The following is a 17446-nucleotide window of genomic DNA, read 5'->3' on the forward strand; positions in this document are numbered from 1 at the left end:
CGCTGAGCCGACTCCGCTACCCTGGAGGCATGACTTCTGCAGTGAAATCCTCAGTGTCCCCTGCCCTCTCCGCCGTCCCCGGCGAGACTCCCTCGGTGGGTCTCGTCGGTTGGCGCGGCATGGTCGGCTCGGTGCTGATCACGCGCATGCTCGAGGAGGGTGACTTCGCCCACATCAACCCGGTCTTCTTCTCGACCTCCAACGCCGGCGGCCAGGCCCCGAGCTTCGAAGGGGTCACCCCCGAGGAGACCACCCTGCAGGACGCCTTTGACCTGGAGACCCTGCTGAAGCTGCCGATCATCGTCACCGCCCAGGGCGGGGACTACACCTCCGAGGTCTACCCGAAGCTGCGCCAGGCCGGTTGGAACGGAATCTGGATCGACGCCGCCTCCACCCTGCGCATGGCCGAGACCTCGATCATCGCGCTGGACCCGATCAACCGCGACGTCATCGACGCCGGACTCGCGGCAGGCGTGAAGGAGTTCATCGGCGGCAACTGCACGGTCTCGAACATGCTGATGGGCCTGGGCGGGCTCTTCACCAATGACCTGGTCGAGTGGGGCACCGCCATGACCTACCAGGCGGCCTCCGGCGGCGGCGCCAAGCACATGCGCGAGCTGTTGAACCAGTTCGGCACCCTGCACTCCGCCGTGGCCGAGGACCTCAGCGACCCCGCGGCCGCGATCCTGGACATCGACCGGGCCGTGCTGCACGCCCAGCGCAACGACCTCGACGCCACCCAGTTCGGGGTCCCGCTGGCCGGCTCGCTGATCCCCTGGATCGACGCCGATCTGGGCAACGGTGTGGCCAAGGAGGAGTGGAAGGCCGGCGTGGAGACGAACAAGATCCTGGGACGCGGCGACAACCTCGCCCCCGGCGTGACCTCCCGCGGCGCGGCTGTGCCCTTCGACTCGCTCTGCGTCCGGGTGGGCGCGCTGCGCTCGCACTCCCAGGCGCTGACCCTGAAGCTGCGCGAGGACCTGCCGCTGGCCGAGATCGAATCGATCGTGGCCGCCGGCACCGAGTGGTCCACCTTCGTCCCCAATGAGAAGGAGGCCACCGTGTCCCAGCTGACCCCCGTGGCCGCCACCGGCTCGCTGGACATCCCGGTGGGACGCATCCGCAAGCTCGAAATGGGCCCGGAGTACATCTCCGCGTTCACGGTGGGAGATCAGCTGCTCTGGGGCGCCGCGGAGCCGCTGCGCCGGATGCTGCTGATCAGCGTCGGCAAGCTCTGAGCGTCGCTCCCTGAAGCCTCGAGCCCAGCGCTCAGAGTCTGGGGAACCGGCTCCGAGAACACCCTGAGCCGGTTCCCCAGACCCGAGGCGTGAAGACCTGAGGCGTGACGACCCGAGGCGTGACGATCTTCGGGGCGACTACAGCGCGTGTCCGATCAGCACGGGCTCTTCGTGCATCGTGATGCCGAAGGCCGTGTTGACCTGGTCACGGGCGGCCCGGGCGACGGCGAGCAGGTCGTCGGTCGTCGCGGAGCCCCTGTTGGTCACCGCAAGCGTGTGCTTGGTGGAGAGCGAGGCGCGGCCTCCGGCGATCCCGGTGCCCTGCGTCCCGCGTCCGGCCGCCGGTCCATCGGGCAGTCCGAATCCCTTGCCGCAGCCGGCGTTGTCGATCAGCCAGGCGGCGGAGAGCTTCACCAGCGGGCTTCCGGCGCCGTCAACACCGGCGGAGAACTGGGGCGCCCCGTCCGGAAGCGAAGCGGCGACCTCGCGCGGGACGATCGGGTTGGTGAAGAAGGATCCGGTGGACCAGGTGTCGTGGTCGCCCTCGCTGAGCACCATGCCTTTGCCCTGCCGCAGCCGCAGCACCGTGCTGCGGACCTGTTTGAGCGGTGCGCGGCGCTCGTGGTCGGCGCTCTCAGCATCCAGGCCGAGAGTCCGGGCGAGCTCGCCGTAGCGCACCGGAGCCGAGAGCCCGTCGGGCCGGTTCTGCAGCATGAAGCGCACCTGGAGCACCACATAGCGGGGTGAGCCGTGCACGGTGGTCTGCTTCAGCACCGAGTTCCGGTAGCCGAACTGCAGCTGCGCATTGGTGAAGCGCACCAGCTCCCCACGCCCCCGGTCCCAGGCCTGGATGTCCTTGAGGGTGTGGGCCACGTCTGCGCCATAGGCGCCCACGTTCTGCACCGGCACGGCCCCGGTGGCGCCGGGGATCCCGGAGAGCGCCTCCAGCCCGGTGAGGCCGCGTGCCACGCTGAACCGGACGACGTCGTCCCAGTCGTGACCCGCCGCGACGCTCAGCAGCACATCACGGGCACCGTGGACCTCGGTGCTGATCCCGTGGAACGCCAGCTGCAGCACGGTGCCGGGGAACCCGTCCTCGGTCACCAGCAGATTCGATCCGCCGCCCAGGACGATCAGGGTATCTTCGCCGCGCTCACGCGCTGCCTGGTCCGGCAGCGGGTGCTCTCGGAGCACCTGCAGCGCCTGTTCCTGGGTGTCCGCTCGGATCCATCGGCCGGCGGGGCCGCCGACGCGTGCCGTGGTGTGATCGCTGAATCGGCCGGTGGATGCGAGGGGAGAACTGTCAACACTGGTCACAGCGCAGAAGCCTACCTGGAGTGGCTGGAATGGGCATCTGCGCGGCGTGTACTCAGGGTTGCGGACCCATGAACAGCCGGAGAGGTCGGGGCTCCACCGGGGCGGAGACGACAGCAGGCCCGGTCGGTGCTACTCGCCCAGCGGGTTCAGCACCCGGCGCAGGAAGTCCTGGGTGCGCGGCTGCTGGGGGGCACCGATGACCTCGGTCGCCGGACCCTCCTCGACCACGAGGCCCTGATCCATGAACACGACGCGGTCCGCGACCTCGCGGGCGAAGCCCATCTCGTGGGTGACCACGAGCATGGTCATCCCGGCCTCGGCCAGCTTGCGCATGCTGGCGAGCACGTCGCCGACGGTCTCGGGGTCCAGGGCGGAGGTGGGCTCGTCGAAGAGCATCAGCTGCGGCTTCATGGTCAGCGCCCGGGCGATGGCCACCCGCTGCTGCTGACCGCCCGAGAGCTGATCGGGGCGACGCTCGGAGAGGTGCTTGAGCCCGACGGCGTCGAGCTGGGCCAGCGCCTCGGTCTCGGCCTCGGCCTCGGACTGTCCCAGCACCCGGCGCGGGGTGATGGTGCAGTTCTCCAGCACGCTCAGATGGGGGAAGAGGTTGAACTGCTGGAAGACCATGCCGATCTGCCGACGCATCGCGTCGAGATTGACGTCCGGGTGGGTCGCCTCGTGCTCGCCCACGGTGATGGTCCCCGCGTTGGGGGTCTCCAGCCGGTTCACGCAGCGCAGCAGCGTGGACTTCCCGGAGCCGGACGCGCCGATCAGGCAGACCACCTCACCGGGCGCCACACTCATGTCGATGCCCTTGAGCACCTCGTTGTCCCCGAAGGACTTGTGCAGCCCGGTGATGGTCACCCCGGCGGCCGACGTGCCGTGCCCGCCGGACACGCCTTCGGCTGAGGCTCTGGCTGTGGAGGGGTTCGGCGTCGTCTCCCCCGGCGTGTGACTCTGGCTCATGTTCGCGTCCATCTCTACTTCTTCCCCGTCCGGGGAGTGCGGTGCTCCATGCGGCGGGCCAGCAGTGACAGCGGCACGGTCAGCAGCAGGTAGCAGAAGCCGGCCACCACCAGCGGGGTCAGGCCCGCCTGGTAGATGTTGATGCCGTCACGGCCCATCTTGGTCAGCTCGGCGGCGCCGCCGGCCATGCCGACGACGAAGATCAGCGAGGAGTCCTTGGTGAGCAGGATCGCCTCATTGGTCAGCGGCGGCAGCACGATCCGGAAGGCCTGCGGGATCTGGATGGTCACCATCGCGCGCCAGGCGGGCATGCCCAGCGCGCGGGCGGCCTCAAGCTGGCCCTTGGGCACGGCCTGGAGGCCTGCGCGCAGCGTCTCCGCGATGTACGCGCTGGCCACGATGGCCAGCGCCGAACCGGCGATCTGCAGGGTGGAGAGGTTCCACCCGAACGCCAGCGACGCACCGAAACCGAGCGCGATGAACACCAGGATCGCAGGGATTCCTCGGAAGAACTCGATGTACGCGGTGGCCACCCACCGGTAGACCGGGAAGGAGGACATGCGCATCAGCGCCAGCAGCGTTCCGCCGAGCAGACCGAAGACGAAGCCCACCACCGTGTACTGGACGGTGTTGAACAGTCCCACGGTGATGATCTCCGGGAACATCGGTCCCAGATTCTCGATGGAGAAGAAGCTGTTGCGGATCGCAGACCAGTCGACCACCACGGCCAGCACGATCACGACCGCAAGGAAGATCCCGGCCTGGATCCCGAGGCTCACTCGCGCTCGGTCACGGGTTGTCATTGCCATGAGAGTTATTCGTCACCCTCGTCTTCGGCGGGCTCGTCGTCGGCAGCCTCATCGTCAGCAGCCTCTTCAGGCGTGTCGCCGTCGCGGAACCAGCGGTCTTCGATCTCTTGCAGCTCGCCGGAGGATTCCATCTCGGCGAGCGCCTCGTTGACCGCGTCGATCAGCTCGGTGTTCTCGCTCTGGGCGGCGATGCCCAGCTGCTCTCCGGTGTCGATCTCTTCGACGAACTCCGCAGTGTCGGATTCCCCGGCCTGGTAGCCCAGGATGGAGATGTTGCCGATGGCGGCGTCGACCTGGCCAGACTCGATGCCCTGGATCAGCAGACCGGAGTCGGTGTACGCGCGCACCTCGTAGCCGTTCTCCTCGGCGTAGGTCGCGCCGGTCGTCTCGCTCTGCACGCCCACGGTGAGACCGTCGAGGTCGTCCAGCGAGCTGACGTTCGCCTCGGTGGCGGCGAGAAGACCGAGGTTGTCGTCGAGGTAGGGCTCGGAGAAGAGCATGTTGCCGGCCCGCTCCTCGGTGATGGTCATGCCGGAGATCGAGAGATCACAGGTGTTGGAGTCGAGGGCGACGCCGGACTGGATTCCTTCGAAGCCGGTCTCCACGACCTCCAGCTCTGCGTCCATGGACTCCGCAAGCACCTCGGCCAGGTCGATGTCGAAGCCGACGAGTTCGCCGGTCTCGTCGCGGTACTCGAAGGGCGGGTAGGTAGCGTCGGAGCAGACCTGGAGGGTGCCGGCGCTGTTGAGCATCTCCGAGCCATCGTCGCTGGACTCGCTCTCGTCGCCGCCGCCACAGGCGGTGAGGACAAGCGCTGCCAGCGCGGAGGCGCCGACGGCCTTGGCCGCGGTCTTGTGCATAGCCATAGTGGGATCCTTTGGGTTGATCGGCGGAAACCGAAGTCAGACGGTGTCCGCGATTATACGGTGAAGCTGTGTTTCGGCCCTATGTCAGCCCGGCGCGAGCTTGACGGCGTGTTGCAGTGGGGTTCGGCGCGCTGAGCTGCCCGAGGCCTGCACCCGCGCACGAACTAGAACTGCACCACAGCCTGGGACTTCGCGAGCACCTTGGTGCGGATGGCCTGCGCAGGCTGGTGCGCTCCTGCCGTGGCGGATGTCTCGGCGACAGGCTGGCTGAGAAGCTCCACACTCAGGTCCACCCGCACGCTGCGCCGCTCCGTGTCCACCGCGCCGATCTTGCCGCTGATCTCGAGCCGGGCGGTGGTGGTCTCGGGAGAGCCGGACTCCGCGTCCGGCACCGGGACGGGCTTGGTGAACCGAGCCTGATAGTCGACGACGGCGCCCGGGTCGCCTGCCCAGACGCTCACCAGGTCGACCGCGGACCCCATGGTGAGCATGCCGTGGGCGATGACCCCCTCGAGGCCGACCTCCCGGGCGAAGCGGTCATTCCAGTGGATCGGGTTGTGATCCCCGGAGGCGGCGGCGTAGCGGATCAGGTCGGCGCGAGAGAAGCTCAGCTCGCGGGTCCCGATCTGCTGACCCTTCTCGAGCTCTTCGAAGACCGGCGTGCTCATGCGGCATCCTCCTCAGTGCGGGCCGGCGCGCCGGCGGGATCATCGCGGACCAGCAGGGTGGAGGTCACGGTGCTTCGGGCGGTGCCGTCCTGGGCGCTGATCTGCACCACGGTGGTGACCATCGCGCCGGCGCCCATGGTGCGGATTCGCTCCAGCGTGACCTGGGAGGTCAGCGTGTCTCCGGCCTGGATGGGGCTGTGATGGGTGAAGCGCTCCTCGGCGTGGACCACGCGGGAGAAGTCGATCCCGGCCTCGTCGTCGTTGACCACTGCGGCCTCCGCGCGCTGGGCGATGACCACGGCGAAGCTCGGCGGCGCGATCAGATCGCGGTGACCCAGCGCCTGGGCGGCGTCGACGTCGTGGTGTGCGGGGTGCTCGGCCTGGACGGCGAGCGCGAACTCGCGGACCGCCTCCCGGCTGACCTGGTACGGCGCGGCGGGCGGGTACTGGTGGCCCTGCCGGTCTGGGTTGATCATTCAGTCGTCTTTCGCTCGCCGGGAGAGGATCTGGACCGCCTGGCGGCGACGCAGTCCGATGGAGATCAGGTGACTCAGGATCCCGACGCCGAGGAAGACCAGACCCGTGCTGCGCAGCGCAGCGGTCGTCTCGGCGGCGTCGAGCAGGGCCGCGAGCACCACCAGGATCACGCCCACGGCAGTGGAGGCCATGCCCAGGACCAGGGTGACCCGGTACGCGCGCGTCCCGCTGCTCCACGGGTCGAAGGACTGAGTGTTCACGTGGGTGAGCTTACAGGCCGCGGCGCGGCCATCTCGAAAAACCTCACACCCGGCCGAGCGGACTATGAGGCTGGTTTATCGCGACCGAAACTCGCCGCTCCACTCGCGGAAACACGGTCTTGTCAGAGTGGAACCCTCCCCACCGGACCTGAATGGTCCACCGTGCGGCCCCGCCCCGCGAGACCCCAGGAAGCAGGACATCGCGATGAACCCCCAGATCTCCACCACCGAGGCTCCACCCACCGGTCTGGCCGCCGAGGCTGCGGTCGAGACCACGGCCGCCGCTCCCACCGATCGGCTCCTGGTCGAGGACGGCCGCTGGATCACCAACTGGCAGCCCGAGAACGCCGAGTTCTGGGAGGGCCCGGGACGGCCGACCGCGCGGCGCAACCTGATCTGGAGCGTGTTCTGCGAGTTCCTCGGGTTCGCGGTCTGGCAGCTCTGGTCGGTGACCGTGGTCTTCCTGCCCATGGTCGGCTTCGATCTGACCACCTCCGAGCAGTTCTGGCTGGTCTCGCTGCCGCCCCTGGTCGGCGCGACCCTGCGCGTGCCCTACAGCTTCATGGTGGCGATGATCGGCGGTCGCAACTGGACCATCATCTCCGCGCTGCTGCTGCTGATCCCCACCGTCGCGATGGCGCTGACCCTGGGGAATCCGGATACTCCGAACTGGGCGCTGTTCGTCATCGCCGCGGCCGCCGGTTTCGGCGGCGGCAACTTCTCCTCCTCGATGGCCAACATCACCTACTTCTACCCGGCCAGGGAGAAGGGCGCGGCGCTGGGCGTCAATGCCGCCGGCGGCAACCTCGGCGTCGCCGTCGCCCAGTTCACCGTGCCGATCGTGGTGACCGCGTTCGCCTTCGGCGCGCTGCAGCCGAACCTGCCGGCCGCCGGGCTCTTCTGGATCCCCTTCATCCTGCTCGCCGCCTGGGGCGCGCGGAAGTACATGCACAACCTCTCTCACGCCAAGAACGACATCAAGGGCTCGCTCTCGGCGCTGAAGGAGAAGCACCTGTGGATCATCTCGCTGATCTACATCGGCACCTTCGGCTCCTTCATGGGCTTCGGCTCGGTCTTCCCGACCCTGATCAACATCCAGTTCCCGGAGTTCTCCAGCTTCCAGGTCCTCGGCGCGGCGCTGTCGCTGGCCTTCCTCGGTCCCCTGGTCGGCTCGCTCGCCCGTCCCTTCGGAGGCAAGCTCGCCGACCGGGTCGGCGGTGCCCGGGTGACGATCGCCAGCTTCCTGGCCATGGCGGGCATCACCGCCGCCGTCGTGCTGACGCTCTCGATGGCGAACTTCTGGATCTACCTGCTGCTGTTCCTGGCGCTGTTCACCCTCACGGGGGTCGCGAACGGGTCCAGCTACCGGATGATCCCGGTGGTCTTCAGACTCTCGGTGGACCCTGCCGATCGGGTCGGGCACGAGCGCAAGGCCTCCTCAGCGCTGGGCCTGATCGGCGCGATCGGCGCCTACGGCGGCTTCGCGATTCCGCAGATCCTGCGGGTCTCCAACGAGTCCACCGGCTCCTTCGACACCGCGTTCTGGGTCTTCGCCGCCTGCTACATCGCCCTGGCCGGGCTCACCTGGGTGGTCTACATGCGCCCCGGCACCGTCTTCGCCCGCGCCAACGTCTGATGCCGACCCCCGCGAAGACCCGAGAGGTCACCACCCACTGCCCCTACTGCGCACTGCAGTGCGCGATGACCCTGCAGATCAACGAGGCGCCCGAGCCCGGCATCACCGTGGAAGGCGCCCAGTTCCCGACCAACCGCGGGCGGCTGTGCCGGAAGGGCAGCACCGCGGCGGAGCTGCTCACCTCACGCAGCGACCGGCTCCGTTCCCCGATGATCGCCGAGACCGACGACGACGGCGCGCGCAGCTTCCGCGAGGCCTCCTGGGAGGAGGCGCTGGACCTGATCGCGGGGCGGCTGCGCAGCATCCAGGCCGCCCATGGCCGGGACGCCGTCGGGGTGTTCGGCTCGGGCAGCCTGACCAATGAGAAGACCTATGCGCTGGGGAAGTTCGCCAGGGTCGCGCTGGGCACCTCACAGATCGACTACAACGGCAGGTTCTGCATGTCTTCGGCGGCCAAGGCCTCCACCGAGGTCTTCGGACTGGACCGCGGCCTGCCGTTCCCGCTCACCGATCTCGACGCCGCCTGCACCGTGCTGCTGCTGGGCTCGAATGTGGCAGACACCATGCCTCCTTTCGTGCAGCACCTCGAGGGAGCCCGGTCCAAGGGTGGGCTGATCGTGGTGGACCCGCGCAGCAGCGCCACCGCGGAGCTCACCGCCGATGGCGCCGGATTCCACGTGGCCCCTGCCCCCGGCGGGGATCTGGTGCTGCTGCTGGCGCTGGCCAACGTGCTCTTCGACGAGGGCTACACCGATCAGGACTATCTGGCGCAGCGGGTCCGCGGCGCCGAGGACTTCCGTCGGTCCGCCGCGGCCTGGTGGCCCGAACGGGCCCAGGCCGACACCGGAGTCGGGGCGGATCAGATCCGTTTCATCGCCCGCCGCCTGGGGTCCGCCGCCGCGGAAGCCCGCCAGGGCGGGGATCCGGTGTTCATCCTCACCGGACGCGGGGTGGAGCAGCACCGCGACGGCACCGACACCGCCCGGGCCGCGATCAGCCTGGCGCTGATCCTGGGACTCCCCGGAGCTCACGGCGGCTACGGCACCCTCACCGGGCAGGGCAACGGGCAGGGCGGACGCGAGATGGGACAGAAGTCGGACCAGCTCCCCGGGCTGCGCTCGATCACCTCCCCCACCGATCGGGCGCACATCGCCGAGGTCTGGGACGTGGCGCCCGAGGCGATTCCGGGTCCCGGCATCGCCGCCACCCAGCTGCTGCACACCATGGGCACCCGGACCGAGCACGGCCCGGAGGGGGTCCGAGCGCTGCTGGTGCACGGCTCCAACGTGGCGGTCTCCGCGCCCGACACCTCCCGGGTGCTGGAGAACCTGCGCGCCCTGGACCTGCTGGTGGTGGCTGACTTCTTCCTCTCCGAGACCGCCGCCGAAGCCGACGTCGTCCTGCCGGTCCTGCAGTGGGCCGAGGAGGACGGCACCATGACCAGCCTGGAAGGTCGGCTGCTGCGCCGCCGTCGCGCGGTGGACCCGCCCTCGGGCTGCCGCTCCGAGCTGTGGATCTTCGCCGAGCTGGCCCGCCGACTGGGCACCCCCACCGGCTTCTCCACCGACCCGGCGGAGGTCTTCGAGGAGATCCGCCGGGCCACCGCAGGAGCGGCGGCCGACTACTCCGCGATGAGCTGGGAGCTGCTCGACGCCGGTCACGCCGGCTACTGGCCGCACCCCGCCGTTGCGGCACCTGCTGCCGGGGCGGACCACGCCGGGCTGAGCGCTTCTGAGCTCAGCGCCTCTGGCACCGACCATTCCGACGAGCTGACCAGCACCGGGGAGCCGATCATCGGGACCCCGCGGATGTTCGCCTCACGCTTCGCCCACCCCGACGGTCGGGCGGTGCTGCGCGCGATCCGGCCGCGCGCCCAGGCGGCGCCGCGGGCCGAGGAGCTGACCTTCACCACCGGACGGCTGATGGAGCACTACCAGTCGGGCAACCAGACCCGACGCGTGCCGGCCCTGGACGCCGCGCACCCGCAGGTCACGGTGCAGGTCCACCCAGCCACCGCGCGTCAGTTCGGGCTGGTCGAGGACGGATTCGCGGTGGTCGAGAACGCGCAGGGCGCACTCACCGCAAAGGTCGTCCTCGACGCCGGGATCCGCGCAGACACGATCTTCTCTCCCTTCCACTTCGCCGGCCGCAGCGCCGCGAACCTGCTCACCCGAGGTCTGACCGATCCGCATTCGAAGATGCCGGAGTTCAAGAACACCCCCGTCCGGATCCGTCCCGCCACGTCCCTGGAGGCAGCCGTATGACCCGCTCCGTCCCCCACGTGCTGATGCTCGGATTCGGCCCGGTCGCCGCCCGGCTGATCGATGAGCTCCTCGAAGAGGTCTCCGGCGGCGCTCTGCGGCTGACCGTGATCGGCTCCGAGGCCGAGCCTGCCTATCAGCGGATCCGCATCGGAGATGTCTCGGTGGGCCGGATCCAGCCCTCCGACCTCGCCCTGAGTGACCCGGCATCGCTGCGTGAGGCCGGCGTGGAGGTGCGCACCGGGGTGACCGCGACCGCGATCGACCGTGAGACCCGGCAGGTCACGCTCGACGACGGCGGAACGATCCACTATGACCGGCTGGTGCTGGCCACCGGTGCAGAACCCATGACGCCCAACTTCGAGGTGGAGTCCCGCCGCGGCGGGGCCATCGACGCCGAAGTGCGGCCCAGCGGGCTCCCCGATGGGATTCTGGCGATGCGCGAGATGGGTGACGCGCTGCGCCTCGCCGAGGTCGTACTGCGCGGCGAGCCGGTGATCGTCCTCGGCGGAGGCGTGCTCGGCGTCGAGGCCGCGCTGGCGATCGCCGAGGTCGGCGCCCCGGTGACCCTGGTGCACCGCGGCAATGTGCCGATGAACCGGCAGATCGACACCGACGCCGGGATGCTGCTGCGCCGCGAGCTGATCCGTGCCGGGGTCCAGGTGCGGGCGGCCGCCGACATCACCACGGTGATCTCAGAGTCCGGCAGCCTGTGCGCGGTGCGCACCTCGCTGGACGAGAAGCTGCCCGCCGCGCTGCTGGTCACCTGCACCGGCGTCCGCGCCCGGGATCAGCTGGCCGCCGCGTCCGGGCTGGCCACCCGGTGGGGCGTGATGACCGATGAGGTCTGCCGCAGCGTCAGCGACCCGCGGATCTTCGCGGTCGGCGACTGCGCGACGGTGGCCGGAAAGGTCTCCGCGGGGCTGATCGCCCCGGGCTGGGAGCACGCCGGCACCGTCGCGCAGGCGCTGCGGGAGGACCTGGGGCTGGAGCAGACCCTGGAACGCGATGCCTCCGGGGCCCCTGTCGACCTTGCGGCGGCCACCGGCCTGGACGTCATCCTGCTGAAGTCACACACGTTGAACATCGCCTGCGCCGGGACCACCGACGTGGACCCCTGGAACCCCGACTCGCCCACCGTCTCCACCTGGTCAGATCCCAAGGGCGGACAGTACCTCCGCATCGTCTCGGACGAGGACCGGCTGCTCGGCTTCGTCTCGGTCGGGATGCCTCGCTCGGCCGCTGAGCTGGCGATGCATGCTGGCCGCGGGACGATCCCGGTGACCGATCGGACCGCGCTGCTGGCCGCCGAGCACGCGACCCGCGAGGCGCAGCTCGGCCCGCAGGACGTCCTGTGCCGGTGCGCCGGGACGACCCTGGCCCAGGTGCAGGACGCGGCCGCCTGCTCCTCCACCGTGGCCGAGGTCGGGACGGCCTGCAAGGCCGGCACAGGCTGCGGCACTTGTCATGTGCGGATCGAGAAGCTGCTGCGCGCCGAGGAGCAGCTCCCGGCGGCGGCGAACGCCTGAGTTCGTGGGCGAACGCCTGAGCAGCTCAGACGGCTATCCGGTATCCGCGTTTGACCACCGTGCTCACGAGTCCGTTGACCGGCAGCGATTTGCGCAGCCGGGAGACCCACATCTCCAGGGCATGCTCGGAATCGCACTGGACCAGCAGCTGCATCAGGTGCTCGCGGGAGAGCACCGCCCCCTCGGCCTTGACCAGCGCCCGCATCAGCGACAGCGGCCCCGGAGGCAGACGTACGGCTTCATCGGTGATCTGCGGGAGGCGCACCTCGGCGCCGCGCATCTCCACCGGCCCGTGCCGAGTGGTGATGCGCAGCGTCTGGTGTTCCTCCAAGTGGTCGCAGACCAGCTTGATCATCGCGCCCAGCCGCCAGCGGGAGGGGATGATCGGGCTGAGCCCGGCGTCGTAGAGCGGGCCTGCGGTCACCGCGCCCACTGCCACGGAGACCACGTCCCCGCGCAGCGCCCCGACCAGCGCCTCGGACCTGCCGTACTGGCGCGCCACGGAGAGGAACGCCTCCACGGCGGGAGCGGCGGTGAAGGTGATCAGGTCGAGCTGACGCTCGATCACCGCGTCGATCATGCGCAGCAGGTCCGAATCCTCATCGGGCTTGGTCCAGGTGTAGGGCAGCACGGTGACCACTGTGGCGCCGGCGGCCTGGAGCCGCTCGATCTGCGAATCATCGCTGGCACCGTGCTGCTGCAGGGCCACCGTCTTGCCGCGGACCTCCCGGGTCAGCAGCATGTCCACCACGGTGGCGGTGCGCTCATCCTCGGCGGAGCCGTCGTCGTCGAGTCCTGCGGCTCGCACCGCCCCGCGGGCCTTGGGTCCGCGCACCAGGATGGTCGCCTGCTCCAAGGCCTCCAAGAGCTCCGTGCCCAGCCCGTAGGCGTCGGCGGCCTCGAACCAGCGGCGCATCCCGTAGGCGGTGGTGATGATCGCGAAGTCCGGCGCGGCCTCGATGACCCGGCGGGTGTCCTGCTGCAGCGTCACGGACTCGGTCAGCGCGACGATCCGCAGCGCCGGGGCATGCATCACCTCGGCCCCACGGCGTTGGAACGCGCAGATGAGATCTTCGCTGCGCCGGTCAGAGGTGACCCCGATCCGGAAGCCGGCCAGGGTCTGCGGGACGGCGGCCGCCGACTCTGGAGCAGCGGCCGACCCGGCGCCGGAGGAGGTGACTGCAGTCATCAGAGCACCGCCCCGGCCATCGCGCGGATCACCTGTTCCCCGGCGACCGCCGGGGAGGAGTCGGTGTCGCTGCGGGCCTCACCGGAGCAGGGCTCGGTCGCGGCGAGCCGGACCACCTCCCCGATCACCAGCACGGCCGGCGAGCGCAGCCGGGCCTCGGCTGCGACCCCGAGGATCTCACCGAGCGGGGCGATGAGCACCCGCTGGTCGGGGCTGAAGCCGCGTTCCACGATCCCCACCGGGGTCTCCCCGGCGAGCCCGTGGCGCTGCAGCCCGGCCATGGTGTGTCCCAGCGTGCCCACGCCCATCAGGATCACCGCGGTGCCGCCCAGCGCGGCCAGGCCCGAGAGCTCCTGCTCGCTGAGCGGGTCGTGTCCGGAGATCACGGTGAAGGACTTCGAGACGTTGCGCGCTGTCACCGGGATCCCTGCCGCGGCGGGCACGGCGATCGCCGAGGTGATGCCCGGGACCACGGTCACCGGGATGCCGGCGTCGCGGCAGGCGGCGACCTCCTCGCAGCCGCGTCCGAAGACGAACGGGTCACCGCCCTTGAGCCGGACGACGCGTCGGCCGCTGCGCGCGGCGTCGGTCATCATCGCCTGGATGTTCTCCTGAGTCACCCGGTGATGTCCGGGGCGCTTGCCGACGTCGTAGAGCTCCGCCGCCGGGGCCCACTCGCGCAGCCCCTCGGTGGGCGCGAGCCGGTCGTAGAAGACGACGTCGGCGATCGCCAGCGCGTCACGGGCTCGCACGGTCATCAGGTCGGCGGCACCGGGGCCGCCTCCGATCAGTGTCACCTCTCCCAGACCCATCATGACCTTCCCTCCACGGTTGCCAGATTGTTCGGAACCGGTGCGCCCTCGCGGGCCTGCTCCGGATCCAGGTGTCCGCCGGCTCGGGCGGCGTCTTCGCGGGCCATCTCCTCGCGCACCGGGATCCGCGGCCCGGTCAGCAGCACCGGACCCTCCCCGGCGGCGGCGTCGGCCTTCTCCTCCTCGGTGGCCGGGCGACGCTGTCCACGCTCGATCACGTAGGACAGTCCGGTGTCCGGGGCGTCCGGCGCGTTGACGAAGCTGCGGAAGCGACGCAGCCGTTCCGGATCGCGCAGCGTGGCGGCCCATTCGTCCTCGTAGCCGTCCACGTGCTTGGCCATGGCCGCTTCGAGGTCCTCCCCGATGCCCAGGGAGTCTTTGACCACCACGTCATAGACGTGGTCGACGCCGCCAGGCAGCTCCTCCATCCAGCGCGCGGTGCGCTGGAGCCGGTCTGCGGTGCGCACGTAGTACATGACGTAGCGGTCGATGTAGCGCAGCAGCGTCGCGTCGTCGAGGTCCTTGGCCAGCAGCTGTCCGTGGGCCGGGGTGGCGCCGCCGTTGCCGCCCACATACATGTTCCAGCCCTCGCTGGTGGCGATCACCCCGACGTCCTTCGCCCGGGCCTCGGCGCATTCGCGGGCGCATCCCGAGACGCCGAACTTCATCTTGTGCGGGGAGCGCAGTCCGCGGTACCGGTTCTCCAGACGGATGCCCATGGCCACCGAATCCTGGACCCCGTAGCGGCACCAGCTGGAGCCCACGCAGGACTTCACGTTGCGCAGCGCCTTGCCGTAGGCCTGCCCTGACTCGAAGCCGGCGTCGACCAGCCGGCGCCAGATCTGCGGCAGCTGCTCGAGCCGGGCGCCGAACATGTCGACCCGTTGGGCGGCGGAGATCTTCGTGTAGAGGTCGAAGTCGGCCGCGACCTCGGCGATCACCTTGAGCTTCTGCGGAGTGATCTCCCCGCCGGGGATCCGCGGCATCACCGAATAGGTGCCGTCCTTTTGCATGTTCGCCAGCGCCCGGTCGTTGGTGTCCTGCAGCGTGCCGCGCCCGGCCTCGAGGATGTACTCGGCGCCGTGCTGGGCGGCCAGGATCGAGGCCACGACCGGCTTGCAGATGTCGCAGCCGAGGTTGAGCCGCGCATCCGCGGGGGTGCCGAACCGGGAGACGATCTCGGTGAAGCTGGTGAGCTGGGTGGCGCGGACGGCTTCGAAGAGCTCGGCGCGGGAGTGCCCGAAATGTTCGCACAGCGCCTTGGAGACGTCGAGACCCAGGGAGAGCATCTGCGCCTCCATGATCTTCTTCGCCATCGGGATGCAGGAGCCGCACTGGGTGCCGACCTTGGTGCAGCTCTTCATCGCGGCCATGTCGGTGCATGCGGGAGTGGTCTCGTCCCCTGCCACGGCGGAGCGGATCTGCCCCGCGCAGATGTCCTTGCAGGAGCAGACCTGGGCGTCGTCGGGCAGCTCCAGATCCAGCTCTCCGCCGCCGGCGGCGGAGAGGAAGGCGCCGGGGGCGGCAGGCAGCTCCCGGCCCAGCAGCGGGCGCAGCGAGGAATACGGGCTGGCGTCGCCGACGAAGACCCCGCCGAGCAGGGTGGTGGCGTCGTCGGTGACCACGATCTTCTGATAGATCCCGCCGACGGCGTCGGCGTAGACCACCTCCAGCGCCCCGGGGGTCTCGGCGAAGGCGTCGCCGAAGGAGGCCACGTCCATGCCGGCGAGCTTGAGCTTCGCAGCGGTGTCGAAGCCGATGAAGGACGCTGCGCCCCCGCTGAGCCGGTCGGCGACGACCTCGGCCATCGCGTTGGCCGGGGCGACCAGGCCCATGGAGATGCCCTGGTAGCTCGCGACCTCCCCGATGGCCCAGATGTTCGGCGCCGAGGTGGCGCAGGTCTCGTCGATGACGACCCCGCCGCGCTCGGCGCAGTCGAGGCCTGCCGCGGCGGCGAGCTCGTCCCGGGCGGTGATGCCGATCGCGGCCACGACCAGGTCGGCCGGGAGGTCGGGAGACTGGATGAACTCCAGCGTGTAGCGGCTGCGCTCAGCGGGAGCCTCGAGGTCCACTGCCATCCGGCTGGGCCGGTGACCGAGCTGGAGTCGGTATCCCTCCTGCTCCAGGAGCCGGTTCAGCGTGCGGCCGCCGTACTCGTCCACCTGGGCGTTCATCAGCCAGGGACGCGAGTGCACCACGGTGACCTCCGCGCCGAGGCCCTTGAGCCCTCCGGCCGCCTCCAGTCCCAGCAGGCCGCCGCCGATCACCGTGCAGCGAGCCGGTCGGCCCAGTTCCTCGCTGAGCTCGGCGGCACGCCGCCGCAGCCAGTCGACGTCGTCGAGGGTGCGGTAGACCGCGATGTGCTCGCTGCCCTCGATCGGCGGTCGGGGTGCCGAGGAGCCGGTGGCCAGCACCAGCTCGTCGAACCCGAGAACCTCGCCGTGGGCGGTGCGCAGCGTCTTGGCCTCCACGTCCAGTGCGGTCACCGCGGTGGCGGTGTGCAGCTCGACCCGGGGGTCTTCCCAGAGCGCCGGATCTCCCAGCAGCAGCTCGTCGTCGACCTGCGCGAAGCGTCGGGACAGCGCCACCCGGTCATAGGGGGCGGAGGACTCCTCGGTGAACACGCTGATCCGAAGACCAGCCGGGTCCCGGGAGATGAGCGCCTCGGTCAGCCGGTGGGCGGCAGGGCCGCCGCCGACGACGGCGATGTGCCGCTCGGCCTCGGCCGGGGCCGGGTGTGTGGATGCGTCCATGGGAGTTCACCTTCGCGGTAGACGATGAGTGCGATGAGCCTTCACGTCGATCTGGCGGAGGTCCTCCGTGCTCGAAAAGGGGTGCGCCGGACCGTCGAGGGTTGGCCTCAGCCTAGGAACAACCGATTTCTACGCGGTGTCGCGTTTGTAAAGCCAATATGACAAGGTCCTCATCTTGATCTGGGCGGTGGTGAGATCAGCGTCATCAGGGCTTTACACGCTGGCGTTCCCGCGGAAACTGCGCCTGCCTAGGCTGGCGGCATGAGCACCGCGACCACATCCACGCCCACTTCCAGCCCCGCTGCCGGTACCGCTTCCGGTCCCGAGGCGGTCGAGCCGACCTGGCATCAGGTGTGTCAGGTGGAGGACCTGGAGCCGATGTGGGGTGAGGCCGCGCTGGTCGAGGGCACGCAGATCGCGCTGATCCGGCTGCAGGGCGAGACCATCCACGCGGTGTCCCAGTGGGATCCCTATGCCTGCGCGAATGTGATGTCTCGCGGTATCGTCGGCTCCAAGGCTGGCAGGCCCACATTGGCGTCACCGATCCACAAGCAGCCCTACGACCTGGCCACCGGACGGTGTCTCAGCGACGAGGCTCTGCAGCTGAAGTCCTACCCGGTGCGCGTACAGGCCGGAATCGTCGAGGTGAAAGTCTGAGGTGTCTC

The 17446-nt window shown here is 69.8% G+C and carries 15 protein-coding genes; 5 read left to right on the forward strand and 10 right to left on the reverse strand.

The genetic code is table 11. From position 1 onward, the window contains the following. Positions 1-29 precede the first annotated feature (29 nt). Complete coding sequence (asd, locus tag ACHAA4_RS08055) at positions 30-1238, forward strand: aspartate-semialdehyde dehydrogenase (RefSeq protein WP_435773655.1); 1209 nt, start codon at positions 30-32, stop codon at positions 1236-1238. Positions 1239-1376: 138 nt separating this feature from the next. On the opposite strand, the gene ACHAA4_RS08060 is transcribed toward asd, so the two are convergent. The 7 genes from ACHAA4_RS08060 to ACHAA4_RS08090 form a co-directional block, all read right to left on the reverse strand. Continuing rightward, a complete protein-coding gene (locus tag ACHAA4_RS08060; protein ID WP_435773656.1) occupies positions 1377-2555 on the reverse strand; it encodes a UDP-N-acetylmuramate dehydrogenase in 1179 nt (392 codons plus the stop codon). A gap of 129 nt (positions 2556-2684) precedes the next feature. Continuing rightward, on the reverse strand, positions 2685-3521 hold the full coding sequence (locus ACHAA4_RS08065) for an amino acid ABC transporter ATP-binding protein (protein WP_435773657.1): 837 nt from the start codon (positions 3519-3521) through the stop codon (positions 2685-2687). 14 nt (positions 3522-3535) lie between these two features. Beyond that, positions 3536-4330, reverse strand: coding sequence for an amino acid ABC transporter permease (locus tag ACHAA4_RS08070; protein WP_435773658.1), 795 nt, complete (start codon positions 4328-4330; stop codon positions 3536-3538). A 5-nt stretch (positions 4331-4335) separates the two neighbouring features. Then, positions 4336-5196, reverse strand: a complete 861-nt coding sequence (locus ACHAA4_RS08075) for an ABC transporter substrate-binding protein (RefSeq protein WP_435773659.1) — start codon at positions 5194-5196, stop codon at positions 4336-4338. A 164-nt stretch (positions 5197-5360) separates the two neighbouring features. After that, on the reverse strand, positions 5361-5864 hold the full coding sequence (locus tag ACHAA4_RS08080) for a MaoC family dehydratase (RefSeq protein ID WP_435773660.1): 504 nt from the start codon (positions 5862-5864) through the stop codon (positions 5361-5363). Then, positions 5861-6340 (reverse strand): FAS1-like dehydratase domain-containing protein, encoded by a 480-nt coding sequence (locus ACHAA4_RS08085; RefSeq protein WP_435773661.1) that lies wholly within the window; start codon positions 6338-6340, stop codon positions 5861-5863. The genes ACHAA4_RS08080 and ACHAA4_RS08085 overlap by 4 nt, the downstream gene beginning before the upstream one ends. Continuing rightward, positions 6341-6601: a hypothetical protein gene (locus ACHAA4_RS08090; protein ID WP_435773662.1), complete on the reverse strand. Its 261-nt coding sequence runs from the start codon at positions 6599-6601 to the stop codon at positions 6341-6343. 205 nt (positions 6602-6806) lie between these two features. Here ACHAA4_RS08090 and ACHAA4_RS08095 point away from each other — a divergent pair, with 205 nt between their 5' ends. From ACHAA4_RS08095 to ACHAA4_RS08105, 3 genes are read left to right on the forward strand one after another with little or no spacing between them, the layout of a single operon-like run. Continuing rightward, positions 6807-8237: an MFS transporter gene (locus ACHAA4_RS08095; protein WP_435773663.1), complete on the forward strand. Its 1431-nt coding sequence runs from the start codon at positions 6807-6809 to the stop codon at positions 8235-8237. Beyond that, positions 8237-10501: a molybdopterin oxidoreductase family protein gene (locus ACHAA4_RS08100; protein WP_435773664.1), complete on the forward strand. Its 2265-nt coding sequence runs from the start codon at positions 8237-8239 to the stop codon at positions 10499-10501. The genes ACHAA4_RS08095 and ACHAA4_RS08100 overlap by 1 nt, the downstream gene beginning before the upstream one ends. After that, complete coding sequence (locus ACHAA4_RS08105) at positions 10498-12027, forward strand: FAD-dependent oxidoreductase (RefSeq protein ID WP_435773665.1); 1530 nt, start codon at positions 10498-10500, stop codon at positions 12025-12027. Before ACHAA4_RS08100 ends, ACHAA4_RS08105 begins: the two co-directional genes overlap by 4 nt. 25 nt (positions 12028-12052) lie before the next feature. Here the strand turns inward: ACHAA4_RS08105 and ACHAA4_RS08110 are convergent, their stop codons facing one another. From ACHAA4_RS08110 to nirB, 3 genes are read right to left on the reverse strand one after another with little or no spacing between them, the layout of a single operon-like run. Then, positions 12053-13216, reverse strand: a complete 1164-nt coding sequence (locus ACHAA4_RS08110) for a uroporphyrinogen-III synthase (RefSeq protein WP_435773666.1) — start codon at positions 13214-13216, stop codon at positions 12053-12055. After that, positions 13216-14031, reverse strand: a complete 816-nt coding sequence (gene cobA / locus ACHAA4_RS08115; RefSeq protein ID WP_435773667.1) for a uroporphyrinogen-III C-methyltransferase — start codon at positions 14029-14031, stop codon at positions 13216-13218. Before cobA ends, ACHAA4_RS08110 begins: the two co-directional genes overlap by 1 nt. Beyond that, positions 14028-16781 carry a nitrite reductase large subunit NirB gene (nirB, locus tag ACHAA4_RS08120; protein WP_435773668.1) on the reverse strand — a complete coding sequence of 918 codons (2754 nt, stop codon included), beginning with the start codon at positions 16779-16781 and terminating at the stop codon, positions 14028-14030. Before nirB ends, cobA begins: the two co-directional genes overlap by 4 nt. Before the next feature lie 261 nt (positions 16782-17042). Here nirB and nirD point away from each other — a divergent pair, with 261 nt between their 5' ends. Then, positions 17043-17438, forward strand: a complete 396-nt coding sequence (gene nirD, locus ACHAA4_RS08125) for a nitrite reductase small subunit NirD (protein ID WP_435773669.1) — start codon at positions 17043-17045, stop codon at positions 17436-17438. Positions 17439-17446 lie beyond the last annotated feature (8 nt).

It is taken from the genome of Nesterenkonia maliinae (genome assembly GCF_051262655.1).
Taxonomy (GTDB): Bacteria; Actinomycetota; Actinomycetes; order Actinomycetales; family Micrococcaceae; genus Nesterenkonia.